General features: G+C 52.2%; 16 protein-coding genes and 4 tRNA genes. 5 read left to right on the top strand and 15 right to left on the bottom strand.

The genetic code is table 11. The features are described 5' to 3' along the window. Window positions 1-3: 3 nt before the first annotated feature. Both H9X84_RS03425 and H9X84_RS03420 read left to right on the top strand, forming a co-directional pair. A complete protein-coding gene (locus H9X84_RS03425; RefSeq protein ID WP_205132931.1) occupies window positions 4-942 on the top strand; it encodes a TIGR01212 family radical SAM protein in 939 nt (312 codons plus the stop codon). 96 nt (window positions 943-1,038) lie between these two features. Beyond that, the gene (locus tag H9X84_RS03420; protein ID WP_205132930.1) at window positions 1,039-1,641 is read left to right on the top strand and encodes a DUF4364 family protein; all 603 of its coding nucleotides are present in this window, start codon (window positions 1,039-1,041) and stop codon (window positions 1,639-1,641) included. 249 nt (window positions 1,642-1,890) lie between these two features. On the opposite strand, the gene H9X84_RS03415 is transcribed toward H9X84_RS03420, so the two are convergent. From H9X84_RS03415 to H9X84_RS03350, 14 genes are all read right to left on the bottom strand, one after another. Continuing rightward, window positions 1,891-1,970: transfer RNA gene (locus tag H9X84_RS03415), tRNA-Leu, on the bottom strand. A gap of 97 nt (window positions 1,971-2,067) precedes the next feature. Further along, window positions 2,068-2,141, bottom strand: a tRNA-Arg gene (locus H9X84_RS03410). A gap of 9 nt (window positions 2,142-2,150) precedes the next feature. Then, window positions 2,151-2,221: transfer RNA gene (locus H9X84_RS03405), tRNA-Gly, on the bottom strand. A 6-nt stretch (window positions 2,222-2,227) separates the two neighbouring features. Further along, a tRNA-Arg gene (locus H9X84_RS03400) sits at window positions 2,228-2,301 on the bottom strand. 131 nt (window positions 2,302-2,432) lie between these two features. Next, entirely contained in the window at window positions 2,433-2,945 is a 513-nt protein-coding gene (locus tag H9X84_RS03395) for a metallophosphoesterase (protein ID WP_205132929.1), read from the bottom strand. Window position 2,946: 1 nt separating this feature from the next. Beyond that, window positions 2,947-3,543: an XTP/dITP diphosphatase gene (locus tag H9X84_RS03390; protein WP_205132928.1), complete on the bottom strand. Its 597-nt coding sequence runs from the start codon at window positions 3,541-3,543 to the stop codon at window positions 2,947-2,949. 32 nt (window positions 3,544-3,575) lie between these two features. Further along, a complete protein-coding gene (gene rph, locus H9X84_RS03385; protein WP_205132927.1) occupies window positions 3,576-4,304 on the bottom strand; it encodes a ribonuclease PH in 729 nt (242 codons plus the stop codon). Between the two features lie 141 nt (window positions 4,305-4,445). Next, entirely contained in the window at window positions 4,446-6,491 is a 2,046-nt protein-coding gene (locus H9X84_RS03380) for an N-acetylmuramoyl-L-alanine amidase family protein (RefSeq protein WP_205132926.1), read from the bottom strand. A gap of 207 nt (window positions 6,492-6,698) precedes the next feature. Then, window positions 6,699-9,104 carry a Lon protease family protein gene (locus H9X84_RS03375; RefSeq protein WP_205132925.1) on the bottom strand — a complete coding sequence of 802 codons (2,406 nt, stop codon included), beginning with the start codon at window positions 9,102-9,104 and terminating at the stop codon, window positions 6,699-6,701. 55 nt (window positions 9,105-9,159) lie between these two features. Next, window positions 9,160-9,624: a ribosomal protein S18-alanine N-acetyltransferase gene (gene rimI, locus H9X84_RS03370; RefSeq protein WP_205132924.1), complete on the bottom strand. Its 465-nt coding sequence runs from the start codon at window positions 9,622-9,624 to the stop codon at window positions 9,160-9,162. Then, window positions 9,617-10,336, bottom strand: a complete 720-nt coding sequence (gene tsaB / locus H9X84_RS03365) for a tRNA (adenosine(37)-N6)-threonylcarbamoyltransferase complex dimerization subunit type 1 TsaB (RefSeq protein ID WP_205132923.1) — start codon at window positions 10,334-10,336, stop codon at window positions 9,617-9,619. The genes rimI and tsaB overlap by 8 nt, the downstream gene beginning before the upstream one ends. Further along, entirely contained in the window at window positions 10,333-10,773 is a 441-nt protein-coding gene (tsaE, locus tag H9X84_RS03360; RefSeq protein ID WP_205132922.1) for a tRNA (adenosine(37)-N6)-threonylcarbamoyltransferase complex ATPase subunit type 1 TsaE, read from the bottom strand. Before tsaE ends, tsaB begins: the two co-directional genes overlap by 4 nt. 20 nt (window positions 10,774-10,793) lie before the next feature. Next, window positions 10,794-12,755: a TolB family protein gene (locus tag H9X84_RS03355; protein WP_205132921.1), complete on the bottom strand. Its 1,962-nt coding sequence runs from the start codon at window positions 12,753-12,755 to the stop codon at window positions 10,794-10,796. A 13-nt stretch (window positions 12,756-12,768) separates the two neighbouring features. Beyond that, entirely contained in the window at window positions 12,769-13,014 is a 246-nt protein-coding gene (locus tag H9X84_RS03350) for a hypothetical protein (protein ID WP_205132920.1), read from the bottom strand. A gap of 230 nt (window positions 13,015-13,244) precedes the next feature. On the opposite strand from H9X84_RS03350, the gene H9X84_RS03345 reads away from it, so the two are divergent. Continuing rightward, window positions 13,245-14,258 (top strand): M23 family metallopeptidase, encoded by a 1,014-nt coding sequence (locus H9X84_RS03345; protein ID WP_205132919.1) that lies wholly within the window; start codon window positions 13,245-13,247, stop codon window positions 14,256-14,258. A 174-nt stretch (window positions 14,259-14,432) separates the two neighbouring features. Here the strand turns inward: H9X84_RS03345 and H9X84_RS03340 are convergent, their stop codons facing one another. Next, a complete protein-coding gene (locus tag H9X84_RS03340; protein ID WP_205132918.1) occupies window positions 14,433-15,647 on the bottom strand; it encodes a glycosyltransferase family 2 protein in 1,215 nt (404 codons plus the stop codon). A gap of 191 nt (window positions 15,648-15,838) precedes the next feature. Between H9X84_RS03340 and H9X84_RS03335 the strand changes: the two genes are divergently transcribed. Both H9X84_RS03335 and H9X84_RS03330 read left to right on the top strand, forming a co-directional pair. Further along, window positions 15,839-16,537, top strand: a complete 699-nt coding sequence (locus H9X84_RS03335; RefSeq protein ID WP_205132917.1) for a response regulator transcription factor — start codon at window positions 15,839-15,841, stop codon at window positions 16,535-16,537. Next, the gene (locus H9X84_RS03330; RefSeq protein WP_205132916.1) at window positions 16,534-18,465 is read left to right on the top strand and encodes a sensor histidine kinase; all 1,932 of its coding nucleotides are present in this window, start codon (window positions 16,534-16,536) and stop codon (window positions 18,463-18,465) included. The genes H9X84_RS03335 and H9X84_RS03330 overlap by 4 nt, the downstream gene beginning before the upstream one ends. Window positions 18,466-18,598 lie beyond the last annotated feature (133 nt).

Genomic DNA, 18,598 nt, shown 5'->3' with positions numbered 1-18,598 from the left:
CAAATGGCAGAAAAGCCTTATCGTGATCTGAATACCTATTATCGGGAGATCTTCGGCAAAAAAACAGCCAAGATCTCTTTAAACGGCGGCTTTACCTGCCCCAATCGGGACGGCACGCTGGGCACCGGCGGATGTGTATTTTGCAGTGCGGGCGGTTCCGGGGATTTTGCCGAAAGCCCCGCCCTTTCCATTCCGGAGCAGATCCAAAAGGGGAAGGCCCAAACGGCGAAAAAATGGGAGGACCCCGCTTATATCGCCTATTTCCAGGCCTTTACCAATACATACGCACCGGCGGAAGTCCTGCGCCGGGTCTATGGGCAGGCCATAGACCAGCCGGAAATTCGCGGTCTGTCTATCGCCACCCGTCCCGACTGTATGGGCCAGGAAGTACTGGATCTCTTGGAAGAACTCTCCCAAAATACCCATCTTTGGGTAGAGTTTGGCCTTCAGACCTCCAACGAACACACGGCGGCTCTGATTCGCCGGGGTTACCCTAACGACACCTTTGCCGCCGCTGTCAAACAGCTGCACCTGCGGCGGATTCCCGTGATAGCCCATGTGATTCTGGGGCTTCCCGAAGAAGGGGAAACAGAGATCCTGTCCACCATGGACTTTCTCAATGAACTGCCTATCTCCGGCGTCAAGCTCCATTTGCTCCACGTCATCGAAGGCACCGAGCTGGCCCGGTGGTATCAGGAGGGCCGCTATGTACCTTTGGCCGAAGAGGAATATATCCGTCTTGTCTGCCGCTGTATCGCCCGTCTGCGGCCCGATATCGTTATCCATCGCCTTACGGGTGACGGGGACAAAAACAGCCTTCTGGCCCCTCTGTGGAGTCGGAACAAGCGACACGTCCTCAACCAGATCCACCATCGTCTCCGGCTGGAAAACATCACCCAGGGCATGGACTGGCCGCCTTCCCGCCAAAGAGAGGGCCAATAACCGCACAAAGGTCTCTTTTTTTACAAATCCTGTTTTTCTTTTCCGGAAAATATGATATGATAATGTACGATAAAACCATTGAAAGGGGGTTGTTCCATGGCTGACTCCATACGGCAGCTGGCGGAGCATAAGCTCATCATACTGCTTTTGCTGAAAAAAATGGGGATTGCTTTATCCAACAGCGAGATCTGCCAGTTTTTACTGGAAAAAAACTACATGGACTATTTTTCCGTACAGCAGTATCTGGCGGAACTGACGGACGCGGGATGGCTGGAAAAATCCAGAGAGCAGAACAACACCCGGTATACCCTCACCGATGAGGGTGAGGAGATCCTGACCTACTTCCTCAACCATATTTCCGAGGACGCCAAAAACGAAATCAATACCTATGTCAAGGAAAACAGCAAGCGCATCCGCGCGGAGTACGCCGTAACGGCCAATTATTTCCCGGAGATCAATGATGATTTCCTGGTAAAATGCGGTCTCAACGATGATGACGGCAATACCCTCATGGAAATCAGCGTTTCTGTGGTCTCCAAACAGCAGGCCCTTTCCATCTGCCGGAACTGGCGCAAAAATGTAAGCCGCATCTATGGCGCTATCCTCACCACACTGGTAAAGGATACGGAGGCAGAGCATATCTCCTTTAAGGCAAAAGAAGAAAATTTCCCCCAAGGGGAAAAAGATCCTCAGGCATAAAAAAAGTACGATTTTTCCCAAAAGGAAATTTCGTACTTTATTTTTTCCATCAAATACGAAAACACCATGGCACACCATCTCCATCAGAAAACAAATATCGCTGGAGTCCAGTACACGTAAAGGATTCCAGCGATGTTTTTTTAGGGGATTGTTTTCCTGTAAAGACAGCTGTCGCAGTCCCCCTTAAGAGACCAGAAACTACCCTGTTTTCTTAAGGAGAGTCTGCTTTCTGTCTGTGGTGTTTTTTTCTGCGGATAACAGGACTTGAACCTGCACGGTCACCCGCCGGAACCTAAATCCGGTGCGTCTGCCAATTCCGCCATATCCGCATAACGGTATTATTGTACTCATTTCTGTCCAATCTGTCAAGATTTCCTGAAATTTCACAAAAAGAAAAAAGCGCCGGAGCAAATGCTCCGGCGCTTCTGAACCAGGAGGGATTCGAACCCCCGACCCACGGCTTAGAAGGCCGTTGCTCTATCCAGCTGAGCTACTGATTCATAGAAAAAAGCGGGTGATGAGAATCGAACTCACGTGTTCAGCTTGGAAGGCTGACATTCTACCATTGAACTACACCCGCAAAAAATGAACCAGGAGGGATTCGAACCCCCGACCCACGGCTTAGAAGGCCGTTGCTCTATCCAGCTGAGCTACTGATTCATACCAATTCGGCAAGAAATATTATGCCACAAATACATACTTTCGTCAAGTGTTTTTTTCCTGTTTTTTGTTTTTTCCCAGGTCCATAAAGAGCAGGGACTTTCCCAAAGGAAAAGTCCCCTTTTCTTCTCTCAGGGCAGACGCACAAACCGCCCGTCTGGATGGCACTCCATAATAGCGCCTTCCATTCTGCCGTTATCCTCTATGGTCAGGATACCAAAGGTAGGCAGGCCGCCCCCTCTGGGCAGAGAAATACTGCCGGGATTGAGCATCAGCACCCGCCCCCGGTCATCATACATGGGCTGGTGGGTATGCCCGAACAGCACCGCGTCAGCCCCCTGTTCTTCCGCCCAATAGGCGATGGTATCCGGATTCCAATGTACCCGCTGCTTATGGCCATGGGTCAAAAGCAGCATTCTCCCCTGAAAGCGGAGCATCTTTTTGGAGGGTGTCTCCGGCATAAAATCATTGTTTCCCCGCACATAATGAAAAGGCAGAGAGGGAAATTCCCGCTGGAGATCTATGGCGTCCAGATCGTGATCCCCCAGATGCGCCACCGCGTCCACCCGGCCCCCCAGACGGCGCAACACCTCTCTGGCCCGGTCCAGATACCCATGGGTATCGCTCAGCACCAACAGCTTCATATCAATGCAGCTCCTTTTTCAGCAGGTCCTTCATCTTCCGCAGCGCCTTACCCCTGTGGCTGATGGCGTTTTTTTCCTCCGCCGACAGCTCCGCCATATGCTTTCCTTTTTCCGGCACATAGAAAATAGGATCATAACCGAAGCCGTTTTCTCCCTTCGCCTCCTGCGCGATGCGGCCCTCTACGGTATCATAGCTCAAAAGCTTTCTGCCATCGGGAAAAGCGGCGGCAATACAGCTGACAAAACGCGCCGTCCGTTTTTCTTCCGGCACTCCCTCCATTTTTTCAAAAATCACCTTGAACTTCTCGGGATAAGGGGTATCCTCCCCCAGGAAACGGGCGGAATACACACCGGGGGCCTTGTCCAGATAGTCGATCTCCAGACCGGAGTCGTCAGCCAGTGTGATCTTGCCGCTGGCTTCCATGATCTCCACTGCCTTTTTCATAGCGTTTTCCTCAAATGTGGTACCGTCCTCCACCACATCAATATGGATGCCCGCATCCTCCATAGACACTACATTGACTTCCATATCCGCCAGAATGGCGTTGATCTCCCGAATTTTCCCCTTATTCTTTGTGGCAAAAATAATCGTTTCCATAGTCTCCTCCTTTTTTACCCTGTGTTCTATTATTAGAATTCCATGCCGCCCAGCGCCTTTTTCTGGAGCCGGTGCAGTTCTCCCGCGCCTTTTTCACCCAATGCCAGCAGCCGATCCAGCTGTGTCCGGTCAAAGGTACCGTGCTCACCTGTGCCCTGCAGCTCCACAAAGCCGCCCTCACTGGTCATAACGATATTCATATCCACCTCCGCGGCGGAATCCTCTACATAACAAAGATCCAGCAGACATTCTCCTTCCACCACACCGACGCTGACAGCGGAAACATATCTCTTCAAAGGCATCCGCTCAATGACGCCTTCCGCTACCAGCTTCTGACAGGCCAGCCCCAAAGCTACAAAGCCGCCGGTAATGGACGCCGTTCTGGTGCCGCCATCGGCCTGAATCACGTCGCAGTCGATGGTAATACTGCGTTCGCCCAGTGCCTCCAGATCCACTGCCGCCCGCAGCGCCCTGCCAATGAGCCGTTGAATCTCCGCGGAGCGTGTATTCAGCTTCAGCTTCTGGATATCCCTTTTATTTCTTGTGGCCGTAGCCCTTGGCAGCATGGAATATTCCGCAGTTACCCAGCCGGTGCCGCTTTCTCTGAGGAAAGGCGGTACATTTTCCTCCACCGAAGCGTTGCACAATACCTTGGTATCGCCGCAGACAATGAGCACAGAGCCCTCCGCGTATTTCGTATATCCCGTCACCAGCTGCATCGGACGCAGGCTGTCAAAGGATCTGCCGTCGATTCTTTTCATCTGTTTCCATCCTTTCCGCTTTTTTTCTTCTTTGTTCAATTCTTGTTCTATTCTAACATGCTTCTTCTCAAAAGCACAGATGTTTTCTGCAAAAAGCAGGGAGGACCCTTTTCAGATCCTCCCCATATTGCCCCCTGCGACTCAGCGCAGATTATAATTATTCATCATGTAAATGATGGCGTTGCCCATGGCAGCCGCCGCAGCATCCTGGGTCGCGCTGTTGGAAATCTTCAGCGCGTCACCGGCATTGGACAGGAAACAGGTCTCTACCAAAATCGCCGGCACTGTTGTGGAATTCAGAATCAGCAGATCGGAACGCAGTTTCACGCCCCGGTTATTCAGCTGCAGCGCCGCCGTCAAATAGTTCTGCATGATCTGTGCCGCCTGCTGGCTGGTCAGCATGGAAGCGTTGTCGTTGCTGTGGGTCGCGTACAATGTCTCCGTACCGGAGGCCGTTGCCACGCCGGCATTCATATGGATAGATACCATCAGATCGGCGATCTGGTTAGCTGTTTTTGCCCGGTCCTCATTAGCGGGACGGGTATCGCTGTCTCTGGTGAGATATACCTTAATATCCGAGTTGGCGTTGAGATATTTCTCTACCTTCAATGCCATGGTCAGGTTCATGGTCTTTTCTGTCAGGCCGTTGCCGCTGGTGCCCGGGTCGTTGCCGCCATGGCCCGCGTCCAGAAGCAGCACCTTGTCATAGACATCCTGCGGATTCTGAATAGAGATCACATAATATCCGCCGCTTTCCTTGACGGAATAGCAGCTGATGATATTCTGGTTGAAACGAATCTTTGTCTTGCCGCCGCTGGTGGAGACTTCGATGGAGGCGATTTTGTCATCGCTGACGGTCAGCTTGCCATAGCCGTAAACATCGGAATAATCTCCCGGCAGAGTCAATTCATAATACCCATTCAGATACTGGTCGTTGTGGCTGATGCTACCGGTACTGATGCTTTCTACCGCCTTCAGCCGCAGTTCGTCATTGGTGCTGTCAAATTCCAGATTATCCAGAGTAGAGTCCTCCACCTTCACTGTCAGCACACCATTGGTCTCGCTGTATGTCAGATTGGTCAGCATATCCGCCTCCAGCACTACCCGGAAGGTAGTCCCGTTCATCCAGCCCGTTCTGATTTCGGAGATGCGGGAGAGGCCGCTGGTAGAGATCTGCTCATCGAAGTCCGCCGCTACCCCCGGCAGATCAATGACAATCCGATAAGGGTTCTGGAGAGTAGACACCTGCGCCCCCAGAGAGCCGTCCCCGGTGATTTTTACAATATCCGCCGAAGAAGTGCTGCTGGTGTCAATATCCGTAACTACCGTCTGGGAAAATTCCACATAGACCTTTGTTTTGTCACTGCTTTGGGTTACCGTATAATCTTTTTTCCCCGTCAGATCGAATACCACCCGGGTATAGCTTTCCCCAGCCGTCGCCCCGGCATGGTATGCCGTCCGCACCGCCGTCACCACACTGCTGTTGGTAGCGGTAATATTTTCCGACAATCCGTTTGTGGTGCCGTAGAAATCCAGCACTACTTTATTATCCCCCACATAGACCTCTTCATATTTGGAAACGGCTGCGCTGGCGGTAATGGTAAATTTCTGTGTATCCGATTTAGAGGCGGGCACAGACAAACCCGTCAGCTTCGCGCTGGTGGTCGCTGCCCCCTGATTTTCCGTTGTGCTTCCCGTTCCGCTGGGCACCTCCCCGATATATACGGTACGTGTGGGGTCATCCCAGGTCACTTCCAGATCCAGCGCGTCTGCCAAGGCTCTGACAGGGAGCATGGTTCTGTCATTGATAATCATAGGCGCTACATCCATAGTAAACGCCTGTCCGTTTTTATATCCCGTGGTGCTGTCGATCTGGAATACTACCGTATGGGTATCGCTGACGGCGTATACCTGTCTGGCCGCCTCGTTCCACGTGACCTCACAGCCCAGTTTCTCGGAGATGCCCCGCATAGGCAGCATGGTTCTGCCGTCGATGCTGACCGCCGGCATATTGGGGTCTGTAAATTTTTCCCCATCCACCACCATGGTGATCTCCTTGGCATAATAGGCATGATTCTGCCCATTATAAAACAAATTCATATCTACGTAGGCGCCGAAAGCCGTCACAGACTGCAGCAGGCTCAGGGCAGCCGTCACCCAAAGGGCGCGTTTTATGGTTTTTCTCATTTCCTCTGCTCCTTCTATCAAAAGGGAAACTCCCCTATGCAAACTTTTTGTACACAAATCAGTATATCAAATTTTGTCGAATTGAAAAGAGAAAAGTTCCAACTGCAATAGAATTTTAATAATTTTCATAGGAGATTCCAATATTTTTGACAGAAAAAAGGAGTTCTCCCCATTTATTGGAAAGAACTCCTCCGTCCTCGATGCGTCTTATTCCTCCGCGCCTTCCGCGCGCTTATGGAATTCCTTTAATTTCTGCCATACCCGGCCGTGTACGCTTTCCGGCGGGAAGTTGCCCTGGGCGTCCTTTTCACCCGCTTCTGTCTCCATCAGCAGGCGGATACCCTCGTCAATGGTAGAAATAGGGTAAATATGGAACATGCCGTCCTTGACCGCTTCCACCACCTCATCCTTCAGTACCAGATCCCGGATGTTGGAGACAGGGATGATAACCCCCTGTTTTCCTGTCAGACCCCGTTTTTTGCAAAGGTCGAAAAAGCCTTCGATTTTATAGGTCACGCCGCCGATGGCCTGGATCTCGCCCTTCTGGTTGACAGAGCCTGTCACTGCCAGATCCTGTCGGATAGGCAGCTCCGCCAGGGAGGACAAAATGCAGTACAGCTCTGTACTGGAAGCGCTGTCCCCATCGATGCCGTTGTAATTCTGCTCGAAGCAGACGCGGCAGGAAAGAGAAAGGGGGAATTTCTGGGCATAGGTCTGCCCCAGATACCCGGTAATGATCTGTACGCCCTTATCATGGGTCTGGCCACTCATGCGGGCCTCTTTTTCGATATTGACAATGCCGGACTTGCCGATATAAGTCGTCGCCGTGATCCGGGAGGGGTTGCCGAAGGCATAGCTGCCCAGATCCAGCACCGCCAGACCGTTGATCTGACCGATTTCCCTGCCTGTCACATCAATCATGATGACATTTTCCTCCAGCATCTCATCCAGTTTTTCCTCGTAGAGGCGCAGACGCTGTTCTTTTTCATAGATGGTCTTGCGGATATGAGCCGCCGTCACTACCTGTGCATCCTCCATCTGCGCCCAGGCCGCCGCTTCGCCCAGAATCTCCGCCAGATGGTTGAAGCGGGTCGTCAGCTTATTCTGCCGTTCCGCCTTTCGGGAGGCGTATTCCACCACAGCGCAGACAGCGCTGACATCAAAGTCCGGCACCTGTTCCCGCTCCACAAAGCCTTTGATAAATTCCGCCAGCTTCTGCATGTTTTCCGAATCTCTGGGCATTTCATAGTCAAAATCCGCCTTGATCTTGAAGAACTTGTCAAATTCCTCATCATACTCGCTGAGCAGTTCATAATAATAGCTGCTGCCGATCATAATGACCTTGATATTGGCGGGGATGGGCTCCGGCTTCAGTGTCGGCGCCACCACAGCTCCCAGCTGTTCCCGGACAGCGTCCATGTTGATCTCCTTTGTCTTGATGACCCGGCGCAGTGCCTCCCACGCCTGGGGCGCGGAAAGAATATCCTGGGCCTGCACGATGAGATAGCCGCCGTTGGCTTTATGGAACAGACCGCTTTTGATCTTCATAAAGTCCGTGGTCAAATTGCCGAACTCACTGTCATACTCCACTTCCCCCACCAGATTGTAATATGTGGGGTTGAAGGTCGTTACCACCGGCGCGCCCTTGGTATCGCTGTGGTCTACAATCAGATTTACCTTATATTTCAGGGTCACATCCTCCGGCTGTTTTTTGGAAAGCATGGGCAGCAGAGAAGCCAGACCTTCCTCGCTGTCTTCCTCATCATCAAAAAACTGGTCGATATTTTCCAGCACATCCTCCCGTACCGCGTTCAGATAGGCAATAACCTTATCATATTCCTTATATTTCTCCTGTACGGCGCTGACATGGTCACCGATGGCGAACATCCCTACTTTATAGTCCAGATTGTCCACACACCGCTTGGATTCCTTTTCCAGCTCCCGGATGTCCCGCATAATGGCCCCGGCCTTTTCCTGCACAATCTGAGAATTTTTCTCGATGGTGTTTTTTACCTCCTCCGGCAGCTCGTCATACTCCTCCTCGCCAATGGTCTTGCCTTCCACCACAGGCATGAAGTAGATGCCGGAATTGGCCGTTTTCACCTGAAAATCATGCTCCTGCGCCGCCTTGCTCATTTCCTCCATCAAAGCGTCCCGCTTTTCCTCAAAGGAGCGCAGCAGCTCATTTTTCTGCTTCTCATAATCGTCGGTGCGAAAAGCCTTTTGCAGTTCTACCTTCAATAACTGCACCAGCTCCGCCATATCGTCCCGGAACTGCCGTCCCATTCCTGCCTCAAAATACAGGGCCAGCGGGCTTCTGGGATTCTGGAAATTATAAACATAGCACCAGTCCTTTGGCACCGGTTCTCCCGCCGCCTGTCTGTGGGCGCTGCTTTTTGCCAGAGTCGTCTTGCCGGTACCGGCAGGCCCCGCCATATAGATATTATATCCTTTGATCTTTACCTTCAGGCCGAAATCAAAGGCCTTCACCGCTCTGTCCTGGCCAATGATGCCATCCAGCGGCGTCAGTTCCGCCGTGGTTTTGAAAGAAAACTCCTCCGGAAAGCATCCGTTTTTCAGCTCCCCATAGGAAAGCTCCCTGATCTGCTCCATGCTCTTTCCCTCCTTTGAAAAAAATGCCGAAGAAAGGTTTCTTCGGCAGCTGGGTTCAAACTTCTTCTTCCTCCCCAAAAGGAAGATATTTCCACATAATCACCGCGTCCTCATGGGTATCGGGGTAGTAATTCTTCCGAAGGCCCTCGGCGCGGTAGCCGTGTTTATGATACAAATGCTGGGCAGGCGCGTTGCTCATGCGTACCTCTAAGGTAATGCCCACCATTTCCTTTTCCATGGCGTATTCCTCCAGGCGGTACATCAGCGCGTCCCCGACGCCCTGTCCGCGGTATTCCTCCAGAACGGCCACATTGGTAATATGCCCTTCCGTAATGACGTGCCACATGCCCGCATAGCCGATGACACGTCCCTCCGCTTCCGCCACAAAATAAACGGCCAGATTGTTTTCCCGGACCTCCCGTTCAAAATCGGCCTTTGTCCAGGGAATGGAAAACACGGATTCCTCCACAAAGACTACCTGGTCGATGTGGCGTTCCTCCATGGGTACGATCTCAAACATCCGCCGACGCTCCCTTCTGACGGAGCTTTTCCTCCCGCTCCCGTTCCGCCTGGGATTTGCGCAGATAGATCAGCTCAAAGGCACTGCCGTCAATGGCTTTGCCTTCCAGGGCCATTTCCCGGCCCAGCGCCGCTACAGACGCCGCCCGCTGCAAAGCGCAGTGGGCCGGAGCGAAATAAAAGTTTTCATGGGATTCCAGCTTCTGTCTGTGAACAGGCACCCCGTCCCCCAGAAAGATCACGTCCCGCTCAAAGCTCTCCGCTATGGAAATGACCGTTTCAATGCTTTCGGCCATATAATCCGTCAGCTTTTTCAGACGGCCGTTTTCCCATTCATACAGGCAGGTATAAACCTGCTGTCTTCTGGCGTCCATGATAGGGCAGACGATGGCGTCTGTCATAAATACATTATATGCCAGGGCGTCTAATGTGGGAACGGCCAGCAGCTGTTTGCCCAGCCCCAGACAGAGACCCTTGGCTGTAGCCGCGCCGATGCGCAGTCCCGTAAAGGAGCCGGGCCCCGCCGCGCAGGCGATATAGTCTATTTCTTTCTTCTCCGTATGGGTCCGCTCACAGACCGAAGCCACCATAGGCATGATGGTCTGGCTGTGGGTCAGTTTATCATTCAGCGTTTCCTCCGCCAGCAGCTTGCCGTCCTCAATGATGGCGGCGCTGGCGGTCTGCCCTGATGTTTCTATGGCCAGTATTTTCATTTCGCCACCTCCTGCCGCAGTGTGATTCTGCGGTAATCCTCGCCTTTTTCCAGATCTTTTTCCAGTGTAATCCAGACTGCCTCCGGCGGAATCAGCCCCTCTACCAGAGAAGCCCATTCCACCAGACACACGCCCTCGCCGAAAAAGTATTCCTCATAGCCGATGTCATCCATTTCCTCCTCGCAGGAGATCCGGTAGACATCGAAGTGATAAAACGGCAGTCTGCCGTCATGGTATTCATTGACAATGTTAAAGGTGGGGCTGGTGATATGCTCCTTGATGCCAAGTCCTGCCCCAAAGCCTTTGGTAAATACGGTCTTTCCGGTGCCCAGGTCCCCTTCCAGACAGAAGATCTGCCCCGGAAACGCCTTTTCCGCCAGCTTTCTTCCCATCTCCTCCGTTTCCCGGGGAGAAAGGCTCTCCCATATCTGCTCCATGACACCCCTCCTTTTCTTTTTTACATAAAGATCGCGGTCACACCCTCCGCCAGCTGGATGGATTCCTTGCCGTTGTAGTAATACAGATCCCCCAGACCGGTGGTCAGGTCATAATTCTTGAAATAAACCAGATTTCCGTTGCCCTTGTACTGGAAGCTGAATACCTCCGTATCCAGCACGGTTTCGCCGTCGCTTTCCAGCAGATACAAACTGCCGTTGCCGGTGGTGCCGTTGATATCGCCGATACAGTAGATGGCCTCGCTGTCCTCGGAGAAGTGTACCCCGCTGACACCGGATTTTTCTTCCATATCCCAGCCTACAACGCCCACGGTGCCGACGCCGTTTTCATAATCTTTATAATATCCCAGTTTCGAGGTCTTGCCCAGGAATCCTGCGTTTTCCGCCTGTTCCACAACGGTATCAAAGCTGCCGGTGAGCTTGCCTGCCTTCAGGCTGACTTCCCCGGTATTCATATCTGTTTCATAATACGCCGCTGCTGTGCCGTCACCGGAAAGCAGCATATCGGAAGGATCAATGGCGGTGCCCTCCAATGTGGATACTGTGCCGCCGGCATTGACCAGGATTACCTTCTGTTCCCCGTAGATCAGACTCATATAATAAGCGAATTCCGCCTCATCCAGAGAAGAGATTTCGGAAAGATTCACCTTGGTATTGCTTTCCATGGTAAAGCATGCCGCGTAGGGGTGGTCATTTGCCACGGATACCGCGGACAAAACGCCTTCCGCCGCCAGCGTGATCTGGCCGTTGGTATAAATATAGCAGTCCTGCATAATGGGCGCGATGCCTTCGCCGTTTTCCATGGCCTGACGGATTTCGTCCCTTGCCGCCTTCGCTTCATAGGCCTCGCCCTCTGTATCTGTCAAAGCGGCGTCCTCCACCGCCATATCGTCCTCAATAAAATCAGTATAAGGGATCACCTTTTCCTGATCCTGGGCCATGAGCAGCACATCCTTGCCGTTGCCCATAACTTCCATATAAGTTACATTTTCCATAATGCACTGGGGCTCTTCCCCGTTCGTATACGCATAGGCGCTGTAAGTATCGCCCTGCGCCGCTACGTAGTACAGCGTATTGGTCTCCGCCGCCATGGAGAAGATCGCCGCGCTGCCTGTCAGAAGCTGGGCCTCGGCGCCTTCCGCCGTCCCCTTCACATAAAGGTCAACGCCGCTTTCTCCCTGCTTCAGATATACGATGTAAGAACCATCCTTGCTGATGGCATAGGAGTCCGTATCCATAGTCACGCCGGTTTCCACAACGGTTTCGGCGGTGCCGTCAAAATAACACAGCTGGCTTTCGCCTTCCGCCGCTTTCATGTATATCGCCTTGGCGCCGTCCGCGCTGATCTGATAATCCATTACGTCAGAAGAAATCAGCGTGCCCTCGCTGCCCGATGTCTGCCGATAATACAGATCAAAACGGCCGTTCTCGCCAATGGCGTTAGGATAATACAGCACACTGCCGTCCTCAGAAAACGCAGCGCCCCAGGCCGTGAAATAGTAGTTATACTGGCCGCCGTCACTGATACCTTCCGCTGCCAGATAAGGCTCGTTTTCCAGATCGTAAACATATAGATTATTGTCCTTGGCAAAAACCACCCCGGTATCAAAAATCCGTCCGGCGTCTCCCGCCACTTTCCAACAGGCCGCCAGCACCGCCACAAAGAACACCAGCCCGATCAGAATACCCAAAATATTGGCGCCGCCCTTGGAAGCCGGTGCCTGCACCGCCGTCTCTTCCGCCGGTACGTTCTGGGAAGGCTCCTGTTCCGCCTTCGCCGCTTCCTCTGTCACGGGTTCTGCTTCCGCCGCTGCTGTTTCCTCTGCTGCGGCTTCCGCCTCCTCCATTGTTGTTTCTTCTTCTGTTACAGCTTCCGCCGCTGTTGCTTCTTCCGCTCCAGCCGCTTCCTCCACTGCCGCGGCTTCTTTCTCTGCCGCCGTCAGTTCCTTCTTTTCCTCATCCACTGCTGTTTCCTCCTTAAAAATATTGTTTTCTGACTGTCATCAGCAGCCGCCCCATCCATTTTATTTCTTTTCCGGCCGAACCCGCCTTGCCTTTTGCCGCTCCTGCCGCCAGAAAAAGCCGGTTGCTGTGCCGCCCCTTCGTTCTTTTTTTCCTTCGCCAGGGACGGACTCTCCACAGAAAAATCAGCCGGCGGGCGGCTTTCCACAGCGCCAGACCATATTTTCCCTTTTGCAGCAGGGTATGCAGATTTTTTTCCATGAAGTCTCACCTCCCAAAGCTAATATAGAATTATACCATAAATGGGGAGCGGATACAAGAAACGGGGATTTTTCCAAGGAAGTTCTCATTTTTCCAATATCTGTTACTGTTCTGTCGCAAATTTATGAACGAATTATTAACAATTTTGAAAAAATTATGAAAATTGTTATTTACATTTGAATTTTTTTCCTGTATAATAGCCTCGACAATTCATAAAAGAAGGTGACCTCATGGAAGAGAATCAAAACCTCTCCAAAGATATGGAGGCGCAGAAGGAAAAGCACAGACATTTCCTGACTCTGCACCTGTCTCATAAAGGCGAAACAAAGACCATCGGTCTGAAAAAATACCACGCGGCGCTTCTGGGCGCGGCCATTGTCTGCGTACTGGGCGGCGGCATTGTTGCCACAGCGTCCTACCAGCAGGCGAAGCACCAGCTTCAGGCTTCTGAGGAACAGCTTCAGGCGGCGGAAAACGCCAACCGCAAGCTGGCCCAGAAAACAGAAGTGCTGGAAAGCGAAAACAAGGAATATACGCAGAATCTGGAGGAAATCCAGCAGAAAACCACACAGCTTGAGGACAAGCTGACAGAGCTGGAAACCACCAAGGAAAATCTGGCGGAACAGATCAACGGCATGAGCGGCGCCGATACAGCATCCGCGGAAGCTTATCTGTCCATCCTCAATGATTCCCAGACCACACAAAAGGATTTTACCACCATTGTGACAACGGCCTACAACAAAACAGAAGCCCTTTCCTCCCAGCTGGAAAAAATGGATGTTCTGCTGGATGAAGCGGGCGTTTCCTTCCAGAATGTGGCTGACGGCGTAACCGTGGCTCTGGCGAAAGAAAGCAACATCCCCATGGGCTTCCCCGTGGAGAACGGCATTGTTTCCACAGAATTCAATCCCGGCGGTGATTCTTCCATCAGTGACGGCAGAGTCCACAAGGGCATCGACCTCTCCACCAGAAGTCAGATCCTGCCCATTACCGCAACCGCCTCCGGCACCGTGGTAGAAGCTGCGTTCCATGAAGACTTCGGCTATTATGTCAAGATCGACCACGGCAACGGCTTTACAACCATGTATGCTCACAATTCCGAAAATCTGGTATCTGTTGGCGATCAGGTAAAAAGAGGCGATACCATCGCCATGACCGGTTCCACCGGCATGTCCACCGGTATCCACTGCCATTACGAGATCCAGCTCAACGGCGTTTACCAGAACCCCAGAGATTTTCAGTAACACAGACAAAACGGAGTATCTGCCCCAGAACTCCTTCATCAGAAAACAAAACCGCTGGCATCCTTACAGCGAAAAAGGATGCCAGCGGTTTTTTATTGTCACGGTATTCCCATGTTCCGGGAAGAAGGCCGCTCTTTTTGCTTTTTTCGGGAATCGTTCCCCCTACGCCTGTGTTCAGACTGCTCTGTGGGGCAGACTCCCGCCCACGTGACGAATCTCTTCCCATTTTTTCGTTTCCCGGCAAAGGCTGTACATTTGCAGAGGAATCCACGCCGCCATGAAAATGCCAAAGGTAAAAATGCCTTTCCACATTCCCGGGGAAACAGGCACTCCCTTAGCCTTCTGCATCCCCCATGCCAGCGCCGTCACAGCGCCGTAAGACAGGGCCAGATACAGGGGCAGCAATGTCAGGGCATCCACAGCCGTCCCATCGCCGCCCACCGCCGCCAGAATTGTCAGGGCCAGCGGCACCAGGGAAAAGGCCTGCGCAAAAGGCGCTGTCAGAAACATAATGAAATCCAGAACAAGGGCCCGGTTATTCTCTCTCCAGGAACGGATCAGCATTCTCATCTGTTTTTTGGCTACCTGCATCACGCCGCTGCACCAGCGTTTCCGCTGGATCAGGGAAACCCGGAAGGACGTAGGCTGCTCGTCATAGGTGACTGCCTCCTCCACCCACCAGATCCGTTCCCCCAAGGCGGCGCACTGAGCGGAAAATTCCGCGTCCTCGGCGATGGTTTCTGTATTCCAGCCGCCCATTCGTTCTATGACTTCACGATGAACGGCAAATCCTGTGCCTACCAGTTTCGCGGACAGGCCGCAGGCGGCTCTGGGCCGGTTGAAAAAGTAACGGAAAAAATCAAAATACAACCCATAGCAGGCCGCCACCCAGGAATCCTCCGGGTTTTTGGCTTCCTGCCTGCCCTTTGCCACCCTGGCCCCCGCCAGAAAAGCGTCATTCATCCGGGAAAGGAAATGAGAGTCTGCCGCATTGTCCGCGTCAAATACACAGACGGCGTCATAATTTTGCTCCAGCAGCTGCCGGAAGGCCTCGTGCAGGACGTCTCCCTTGCAGCTTACCGCGCCGGAACAGGAAATGATTCTCGCGCCGGCTTCTCTGGCTCGTTCCTCTGTCCCATCGCTGCACTGATTGGGCACCACGTAAACATCAAACAGCTCGTCCGGATAGTCCTGCTTCTTTATGCTTTCCACAAAACCGCCAATGACAGCCTCCTCATTTCTGGCCGCCGTCACTACGGCAAATCGGGTCCGCGGCGCTTTCCGGGGGATCTGCGCCGGTTTCTTCCATAGAAATGTGGAAACACTGAAAAAATACAGGCTGACAATTTTTAAAAGAACTCCAAAAATCACTGCCATCAATAACATCATCTCATTTCCTCCCTTTTGATCTTTCACACTTTCCGCCGCCTTCAGATTAGACCTCTTTTTTTAAGAAGAATATGGCAGAATTCTTAAAAAAAACGAAACCCGGCAATCTTAAACCAATCTTAAAAAATTGCCGCTGTTTTCTAAAGGAAATGCTGATACAATAAAAGCAGAAATTAGGAGGTGTGATTTCTATGTACAATATTCTGATCTGCGATGATGAAAAGGACATCGTGTCCGCTTTATCCATTTATCTTTCCACAGAAAACTACAAAATCTTTACGGCGTCCACCGGCAAGGAGGCTCTGGACGTAGTGGCCAACAACGACATCCATCTGATCCTTATGGACGTGATGATGCCGCAGATGGACGGTATATCCGCTACGGCCCGCCTGCGGGAACAGTATAATATCCCCATTATCATGCTGACAGCCAAAAGCGAGGACAGCGACAAGATCCTGGGGCTGAATATCGGCGCCGACGACTACATTACAAAGCCCTTTAACCCCATTGAGGTCCTGGCCAGAGTCAAATCCCATCTGCGTCGCTATACTTCCCTGGGCGGCATGGCCAAAAAGGCTTCCCATCTGGTCATCGGCGGCATTGACCTGGATGATGAATCCAAAACCGTTACCGTAGACGGCGAGCCGGTGTCCCTGACTCCCAGCGAATATAATATCTTAAAGCTGCTCATGGAAAATCCCGGGCGGGTTTTCTCCTCCGCCCAGATCTATGAACAGATCTGGAACGAGGACGCCTATGGCTCCGGCAGTGTGGTGGCCGTACATATTCGCCACCTGCGGGAAAAGATCGAGATCAATCCTTCCGAGCCCCGGTATCTGAAAGTGGTCTGGGGACTGGGCTATAAGATCGAGAAGGAGGCAAAGGAATGACAAAACTGACCCATCGGTTAGGGTTAAAGGTCCTCTGCATTTTTCTGGTGCTGATCTCCGGCTTCGGCGTTTTCTGCAGTATCGTGGGCATCCTGTTTGCCGGGGAAAGCGGCATCTTCAGCGACGTACCGGATTCTTACTATGAGACACCCTGGTGCGAAAATACCACGTATTCCTATGCGGATACCGTTGTCCGCTGGTATGTGGACGGAACTTCTTCCGCCGATATCGAACGCTATTTTTCTCCGGACCATACCAATTTCAGTTTTCGGCTGTACGCGCCCAACGGCGGACTGGTAGCAAAAACGGAACCGGCAGGAGACGTTGGCATGACGGCCACCTACAATCTGTATTATTCGGAAATCCGAAACGCGGACGGCACCTATACTGTGTTCGACACGCCCCAGCAGTTCCAGGTAGAGGCCTCGGTGGCCTCTCCCTTAACGGCGGCAGACAACTACTGGCTCAGCTATCGTCTTTTCAGTATTACCATGGATCTGGGCTATGGGCTGTTCTTCATCGCCATCGGCTGTATCCTGCTGTTCCTGCTTTCCCTGATCTTTCTGGTCTGCGGCGCGGGCCACAGAGACAGCAGTGATGAAATCTATCTGAATGTACAGGACCGGATTCCTCTGGACGTCTATCTTCTGCTGCTCCTGGGCCTGGTCATGTTTGTCAGCAGTATTTCTTACGGCGGCCTGTACTATGGCAATCCGGATATCGGCTATCTGATGATGACCGTATTGCTGTTCTTTCTTTATGAAAGTCTGTTCCTGGCAGCTTTGATGACTATTTCCACCCGCCTGAAGAAAGGCGGCTGGTGGCGAAACGCGATTCTGTACCATATCTTTCTCTTTCTTCTGCGCGGCGTCAAGTGGTGCATGTCCATCGTCCGTGACGGCATCCGGGCCCTGCCCTCTACCTGGAAGATCGCGGTGGGCTGGCTGATTCTCTCCTCCATTTACGTGATTTACAGCAAAGAAGGGGGCACAGTAATGACCTTAAATATTATCCTTTTGATCGTATTCTGCGCCGTAGCCGCGCAATGGCAAAAGCTCAGCCGCGCCGGAAAACAGCTTTCCCAGGGAAATCTGGAATACAAAGTCAATACCCGGCGGATGCTCCCTACCTTCCGGGAGCACGGAGAAAATCTGAACAATATCTCCAAGGGCATCGCCATCGCCCTGAATCAGAAAATGAAAAGTGAGCATCTGCGGACCGAGCTGATTACCAATGTATCCCATGATATCAAAACGCCTCTGACCTCTATCATCAACTATGTAGACCTTTTGAAAAAAGAGGGGCTCACAGGGCAGGCGGCGGAGTATATCAACGTTCTGGACCGGCAGTCTCACCGTCTGAAAAAACTGACCGACGATCTGGTGGAAGCCTCCAAAGCCTCCACCGGAAATATCCACTGCGCGCTCATGCCCACGGATATTTCCGAGCTGGTCATGCAGGCTGTGGCGGAATACGAGGAAAAGCTGGAAAAAGCCCAGCTGGAGGCAGTGATTACCTCCCCGGAAAACGAGACCATTTACGCCCTGGTAGACGGCAATCTCATGTGGCGGGTACTCAGCAATCTGCTGAGCAACGCCTGCAAATATTCCCAGCCCGGCACCAGAGTCTATCTGTCCATTAAGGGCAGCGGCGACACGGTACTGATCGCCGTAAAAAACGTCTCTCGTGACCAGCTGAATATTGACCCGGACGAGCTGATGGAGCGTTTTGTCCGTGGAGACAGTTCCCGTTCCACCGAAGGCAGCGGCCTGGGGCTGAATATCGCCCGTTCTCTGGTGGACCTGCAAAAAGGGAAATTCTCCATCTCTATTGACGGAGATCTGTTCAAGGCGCAGATCCGCTGTGCCAGAGTTCCCGCGCCCGGCGCGCAAAATCCCCAGGAAGAACATACAGATCCTGAATCTTAAAAAAACAGACAGAGGTTCCCCGCAAAGGAAAGAACTTCTGTCTGTTTTTTTCGTTTGACTTTATATACAACTTTTTTTATATATTTTGAAGAATTGCCAACAAAAAAACATTTTACCGATGAACAATTTTTCC

This window comes from Anaerotignum lactatifermentans (assembly GCF_016902535.1).
GTDB lineage: Bacteria > Bacillota > Clostridia > Lachnospirales > Anaerotignaceae > Anaerotignum > Anaerotignum lactatifermentans_A.
This window is presented reverse-complemented; position numbering and strand designations above follow the sequence as displayed.